Origin of the sequence: Microbacterium barkeri, assembly GCF_027921765.1 — a bacterium.
In the GTDB taxonomy this organism is placed as follows: Bacteria; Actinomycetota; Actinomycetes; order Actinomycetales; family Microbacteriaceae; genus Microbacterium; species Microbacterium barkeri.
Genome location: NZ_BSEJ01000016.1, coordinates 72220 through 78219, shown reverse-complemented (window position 1 = coordinate 78219; position 6000 = coordinate 72220). Strand labels below are relative to the sequence as shown.

Here is a 6000-nt window from a genome sequence, read left to right as displayed (position 1 = left end):
GGCCCTCGAACAACTCGCCCTCGTCTACCCCGAGCGCATCGAGCCCTACCTCTGACCCCGAGGACCCAACTCCTTACACACACAACTTGACAAGCTCCCCGAGCAGGCCCGCTTCCACTGCCGCGGCCACCGCGGGGTGCGCCGGCGGCAGGGGGAGCCCGGTGGGGCTTTCCCGGTCGCGGGTGGCTTCATCCAGCCGCACCCGCGCGGATACCGCCGGCCCGGGGATCCCGGTGAGACGCTCGAGCAGCTCCCGCCCGTCCCGGCAGCCCAGCTCTCCTGCGAGGGGCCGTTCCAGGCCCCGTCGGGACCGCCATGCGACCTCTCCTGCCGCCCGCACCCGCAGCGCGTCCACGACCCGCCCCAGTTGCTCCAGCTGCGCGGTGAGCCCCGCGAGATCGCCCGACGCCACCTCTCCCACCCGTGTGAACAGCCCGTCCAGCAGCCCGACCGCGGCGCACACCGCGCCGGCCGGATCATCCTGCCCCTCATCGGGCGCCCATGGGAAGGCCATACCCCATGATAGAACACAACTACGACCAGGCACAAGACATTTCTCGAAGATTCTTCGAAGATCCGTCGCCCGCACTCTCGCGTGCCCAGGGCCCCAAGAGAAGGGGCCCATCCTTGTCCCGACCACCGACATCCTCCGGGACGTGTAAGCGAAACGCTTACATGCATCTGTCGCGACCGAGCGGGACCGCCCCGCGCGCTAGCCACACCCCAGGATCGCGCTCGACGGACCGGCGCCATCCGCCGCCCGCCCGCTCCCGCAAGCGGATGGCCAGGACGCGCGCGGTCCGTAGAATGGTGCGGTTCCCTTTCCTACCAGGAGGATTCTCCGTGCTGCGCACCCACAAGGCAGGCTCGCTCGACGCCTCGCTCATCGGTCAGACCGTCACCCTCACCGGGTGGGTCGATCGCCGCCGCGATCACGGAGGCGTCGCCTTCATCGATCTGCGCGATGCATCGGGCATCGCACAGGTCGTCATCCGCGACGAGGAGATCGCGCACCCGCTGCGCAGCGAGTTCGTCCTGAAGGTCACGGGCGAGGTGTCGCGCCGCCCCGAGGGCAACGCGAACCCGAACCTCGCGACCGGCGAGATCGAGATCATCGCGTCCGAGGTCGAGGTGCTCAACGAGTCGGCCGCGCTCCCCTTCCAGGTCTCGACCGCGCTCGACGGCACCGAGACCGTCGGCGAGGACGCGCGCTTCAAGTACCGCTACCTCGACCTCCGCCGCCCCGCGCCCGCCGCGGCCATCCGCCTGCGCTCGAAGGCGTCGGCGGCCGCGCGCCGTGTGCTCGAGGAGCACGACTTCGTCGAGGTCGAGACCCCTACGCTCACCCGCTCGACGCCCGAGGGCGCGCGCGACTTCCTCGTGCCCGCGCGCCTCAGCCCGGGCAGCTGGTACGCACTCCCCCAGTCGCCGCAGCTCTTCAAGCAGCTGCTGCAGGTCGGCGGGATCGAGCGCTACTACCAGATCGCACGCTGCTACCGGGACGAGGACTTCCGCGCCGACCGCCAGCCCGAGTTCACGCAGCTCGACATCGAGGCGAGCTTCGTCGACCAGGAGGACGTGATCGCCCTCGGCGAGGAGATCGTGCAGGCGCTGTGGCGCCTCATCGACGTCGAGATCCCGACGCCGATCGAGCGCATCACCTTCGCCGACGCGATGCGCCTGTACGGCTCGGACAAGCCGGACCTGCGCTTCGGCAACGCGATCGTCGAGCTCGCCGACTACTTCGCCGACACGACCTTCCGCGTCTTCCAGCAGGAGTACGTCGGCTCGGTCGTGCACCCCGGCGGCGCCTCGCTCCCCCGTCGTCAGTTCGACGCGTGGCAGGACTGGGCCAAGTCGCGCGGCGCGAAGGGCCTCGCCTACGTCACGTTCGGCGAGGACGGGACGCTCGGCGGCCCGGTCGCCAAGAACCTCTCCGACGCCGAGCGCGAGGGGCTCGCCGCCGCGACGGGCGCTCAGCCCGGCGACGCCGTGTTCTTCGCTGCGGGCAGGACGAGCGAGGCGCGCGCCCTGCTCGGCGCCGCGCGCGTCGAGATCGCCAAGCGCACGGGACAGATCGACGAGAGCGCGTGGTCGTTCGTGTGGGTCGTCGACGCACCCCTCTTCAAGCCGACCGGCGAGGACGACGACGTCGACCTCGGCCACTCCGCCTGGACCGCCGTGCACCACGCGTTCACGTCGCCCAAGCCGGAGTGGATCGACCGCTTCGAGGAGGCTCCGGGCGAGGCGCTCGCGTACGCGTACGACATCGTGTGCAACGGCAACGAGATCGGCGGCGGCTCGATCCGCATCCACCGCCGCGACGTGCAGGAGCGCGTCTTCGACGTCATGGGGATCGGCCCCGAGGAGGCGCAGGAGAAGTTCGGCTTCCTGCTCGACGCGTTCCAGTTCGGCGCCCCGCCGCACGGCGGCATCGCGTTCGGGTGGGACCGCGTCGTGTCGCTGCTCGCGGGCGCCCCGTCGATCCGCGAGGTCATCGCGTTCCCGAAGATCGGCAGCGGCTTCGACCCGCTCACGGCCGCTCCGGCCCCGATCACGCCCGAGCAGCGCGCCGAGGCCGGCGTCGACTACGAGCCCGAGGAGGACGACGAGGCCTGAGCCTCTCCCGCCCTCATGCACGACGCCCCCGCCGGATGGCGGGGGCGTCGTGCATGAGGGACGGGTCTCAGACCTCGAGGTCGATCGCCGCACGCCCGCTGCGGACAGAGCCGACGAAGCGCGCCGCCTCGACGTGGGCGGGGTGCACCTGGTACGCCTCGAGCGCGGCGAGGTCGGGGAAGAGCGCGTCGAGCACGATGTCGTGGTTCTCACCCTCGTAGGCGGCATTGCGCGAGACGGTCAGCTCGAGCAGACCCGGGACGACGCCGACGAGCGCCTCGAGGCGCTCCTTCGCCTCGGCGGCGTGCGCCGCGCGGGTCTCGGGGTCGGACGCGGCGAGCTGGAACAGGACGATGTGGCGGATGGCCATGGCAGAGCCTCTCGGTTCAGGATGCGGCGACGAGGGCGTCGCGCAGGCGGTCGGGGGACACGCGCCAGTGGCCGTGCAGGCGTCCGTCGATGAGGACGACGGGGATCTTCTCCCACCACTGCGCGTGAAGCTCCTCGTCGTCGGCGATCGACCGCTCGACGACCTCGACGCGGTCGGCCGTCTCATCCGGGAGCTCGGCGAGGACCTGGTCGACGACCTCGCGCGCGACGTCGCAGAGATGGCAGTCGGGCTTGCCGATGAGCGTCAGCTGCGTCATCCGGCTCAGGCCTCGATGTCGTAGCCAGCCGCGCGCCACGCGCTCGTGCCGCCCGCGACGTTCGTCGCCTCGTAGCCCCGGGCCGTGAGCGCCTCGACGACCCGGGCGGAGCGTCCGCCGACCTCGCAGATGACGTCGAACGGCTCTGCGGGCAGCTCGTCGAGCCGCATCCCGAGCTCGGACATCGGCAGGTTGACGGCGCCCGGCACACGTCCTGCCGCGAACTCGTGCGTCTCGCGGACGTCGATGAGCGGAACGCCCTCGCGCGAGCGGAGCTCCTGGACCGTGATCTCGTTCATCCCTCCAGTATCCCGTGGATCACGGGCCGTCGCTCCGCTCGCGCTGCGGCTCAGCGGCGCGCCGTGTCGAGCAGCGGCTTGTAGGCGAAGCCCGCGATGAGTCCGCCGACGAGAGGGAACACGAGGAAGACCCAGAGCTGCGCGAGCGCGTCGCCTCCCCCGAAGATCGCCGACGCGATCGATCGCGCGGGGTTCACCGACGTGTTGTCGACGGGGATCGTGACGAGGTGGATGAGCGTCAGGGTGAGGCCGATCGCGAGACCCGCGAGCGCGGGGTTGCCGCGCGTGGGGTGCGTGACGCCGAGGATGACGAGCACGAAGAGCGCCGTGAACAGCACCTCGACGACGATCGCGCCGAGGATGCCGAAGCCGCCCGGCGAGAGCTCGCCGAACCCGTTGCTCGCGAACCCGCCCTCCTGGGCCGCGGCGAGCCATCCGTCGCCGGACGAGCCGATGAGCGCGATGACGCTCGTCGCCGCGACGCCGCCGATGACCTGCGCGACGACGTAGCCGGCGACGCCGCCCCACGGGAACCGGCCGGCGGCGGCCAGGCCGAGGGTGACGGCCGGGTTGAAGTGCCCGCCGGAGATCGGCCCGAAGGCGTACGCCCCTGCGACGACGGTGAGCCCGAACGCCAGCGCGACGCCGACGAAGCCGATGCCGAGGCTCGTGCCGGCATCGCTCGCGCCGAAGTCGGCGGCGAACAGCGCCGCGCCGACGCCGCCGAGGACGAGGAGGAAGGTGCCCAGGAACTCCGCGACGAGCGTCGCGGCGGTGGACGGACCCGTGGGGTCGGGGGCGAGTCATCATGTGACGAGTCGCGACGACAGGTGACGACCGGCGATGACGCCCGGATACCAGAAACGCCGGCCCGTGGATCACGGAGCCGGCGTTCGCGGGGGCCGCTACTTCTTGTTGCGGCGCTGGTGGCGAGTCTTGCGAAGCAGCTTGCGGTGCTTCTTCTTCGCCATGCGCTTGCGGCGCTTCTTGATGACAGAACCCACGGAAACCTCGCTATGTCAGGGGTTGGATGTCCGGTCGCGACGGCCGTCGCTGACATCCGGGATCGGGCACCATGGAAAAGTGCCTCAGAGCATCTTATCCCATGATGGGAGCGGCGCCTGAACGCCGACTCGGAGCGCTCAGCCGGCGTCGGCGATGGGACGCTCCGACGGCATCTCGAGAGCGGCCGTGACGGCGGACTCGGGGACGCGGTAGCTACGGCCGAACCGGACGGCGGGGAGCTCGCCCGAGTGGACGAGTCGATAGACGGTCATCTTCGAGACGCGCATGATGTCTGCGACCTCGGCGACCGTGAGAAACCGCACATCCGGCAGTTCAGCCATTCCCCCACGACCCTCTCTGTTCGATCCCGACAACTCTAGAGGCTAGCGGAGACGCCTGTAAACCCGAGTGACCCGTGTGACCCGGGCACCCGTCAGCGCGCGGCGCGCTCCCGCGCCTCCTTGAGAGCCTGAGCCTGAGCCCTGCGCGCCTGGCGCAGGGCCTTCTCCGCGGCGACGAGCGCCTTCTGCGCGTCTCGGGACGCCTTCGCCGCCGCGCGGTAGCGCTTGTCCTCGAGCACGTCGGCGTCGTCGAGCTCGATCCATCCGCCCTCGCTCGCAGGGGGCTCACCGCGGTCGAGCCGGGCGATGTAGCCCTCGACGCCGTCGAGAAGGCGGGCGAGCCCGAATCGGAAGGGATCGGCCTCGTCGAGGAAGACGCCCGCGTCGATCGCGCCGCGCAGCGCCGGATACCCGTCGGCGTCGATGACCGCATCGAACAGGGCCGCCTCGCGCGCCGCCACCTCCTCGGGCGCGAGCCCGTCTGCGCGCGCGGCCTCGCTGTAGCCGGCGTTCACGATCCCGCACCACCGCGCCTGCCCCGTGACGGCCAGCGCGACCGCGAGCCGCTCCGACGGAGCGAGGGGCGTCTCCGCCAGCGCGCCGAGGGCCGCATCGAGCCACGCCGAGCTGTTCGGCGTGATCGGCGAGCCCGCGATCGGCAGAGCCAGGATCCACGGATGGCGGAGGTAGATCTCGACCTGCGCGCGGAAGAGCACCTCGAGCGCCCGGCGCCAGCCATCCGCCGTCCGATGCTCCTCGGGGGGCAGCCCCGTCGCCTCCTCCTGCATGAGGAGGAGCAGGTCGTCCTTCGCGCTGACGTACCGGTAGAGCGACATGGGCGTGAAGCCGAGCTTCTTCGCGACGGCGGCCATCGACACGGCGCCGATCCCCTCGCGGTCGGCCAGCTCGACGGCCGTCTCGACGATGCGCTCGACGCTCATCTCGCGCTTGGGCCCCCGCTGCGGATTCGCGGCGACTCCCCATGCGAGCGCGATGCCGCGGGGCAGCTCGACGGGGGTCTGCTCGATCTCGCTCATGCGTCTCAGCCTAGGCCTGTATATGACATAAACAGTGTGTTACTGTCATAAA

At 71.0% G+C, this 6000-nt stretch carries 9 protein-coding genes; 1 reads left to right on the top strand and 8 read right to left on the bottom strand.

The window, feature by feature from the left end:
* Positions 1-73: 73 nt before the first annotated feature.
* Positions 74-514: a hypothetical protein gene (locus tag PKE79_RS14515; protein WP_271174423.1), complete on the bottom strand. Its 441-nt coding sequence runs from the start codon at positions 512-514 to the stop codon at positions 74-76.
* 329 nt (positions 515-843) lie between these two features.
* Here PKE79_RS14515 and aspS point away from each other — a divergent pair, with 329 nt between their 5' ends.
* On the top strand, positions 844-2619 hold the full coding sequence (gene aspS, locus PKE79_RS14510) for an aspartate--tRNA ligase (RefSeq protein WP_271174422.1): 1776 nt from the start codon (positions 844-846) through the stop codon (positions 2617-2619).
* A 67-nt stretch (positions 2620-2686) separates the two neighbouring features.
* On the opposite strand, the gene PKE79_RS14505 is transcribed toward aspS, so the two are convergent.
* The 7 genes from PKE79_RS14505 to PKE79_RS14475 form a co-directional block, all read right to left on the bottom strand.
* A complete protein-coding gene (locus tag PKE79_RS14505; RefSeq protein WP_271174421.1) occupies positions 2687-2989 on the bottom strand; it encodes a Dabb family protein in 303 nt (100 codons plus the stop codon).
* A gap of 16 nt (positions 2990-3005) precedes the next feature.
* The gene (locus PKE79_RS14500; RefSeq protein ID WP_271174420.1) at positions 3006-3266 is read right to left on the bottom strand and encodes a glutaredoxin family protein; all 261 of its coding nucleotides are present in this window, start codon (positions 3264-3266) and stop codon (positions 3006-3008) included.
* Positions 3267-3271: 5 nt separating this feature from the next.
* Positions 3272-3565: a rhodanese-like domain-containing protein gene (locus PKE79_RS14495; protein ID WP_271174419.1), complete on the bottom strand. Its 294-nt coding sequence runs from the start codon at positions 3563-3565 to the stop codon at positions 3272-3274.
* A 50-nt stretch (positions 3566-3615) separates the two neighbouring features.
* Positions 3616-4314: an aquaporin Z gene (gene aqpZ / locus PKE79_RS14490; protein WP_271174426.1), complete on the bottom strand. Its 699-nt coding sequence runs from the start codon at positions 4312-4314 to the stop codon at positions 3616-3618.
* A gap of 156 nt (positions 4315-4470) precedes the next feature.
* Complete coding sequence (locus PKE79_RS14485) at positions 4471-4569, bottom strand: 30S ribosomal protein bS22 (RefSeq protein ID WP_003792170.1); 99 nt, start codon at positions 4567-4569, stop codon at positions 4471-4473.
* Positions 4570-4707: 138 nt separating this feature from the next.
* A complete protein-coding gene (locus PKE79_RS14480; protein WP_271174418.1) occupies positions 4708-4911 on the bottom strand; it encodes a helix-turn-helix domain-containing protein in 204 nt (67 codons plus the stop codon).
* Positions 4912-5003: 92 nt separating this feature from the next.
* Positions 5004-5948: a TetR/AcrR family transcriptional regulator gene (locus tag PKE79_RS14475; protein ID WP_271174417.1), complete on the bottom strand. Its 945-nt coding sequence runs from the start codon at positions 5946-5948 to the stop codon at positions 5004-5006.
* Positions 5949-6000 lie beyond the last annotated feature (52 nt).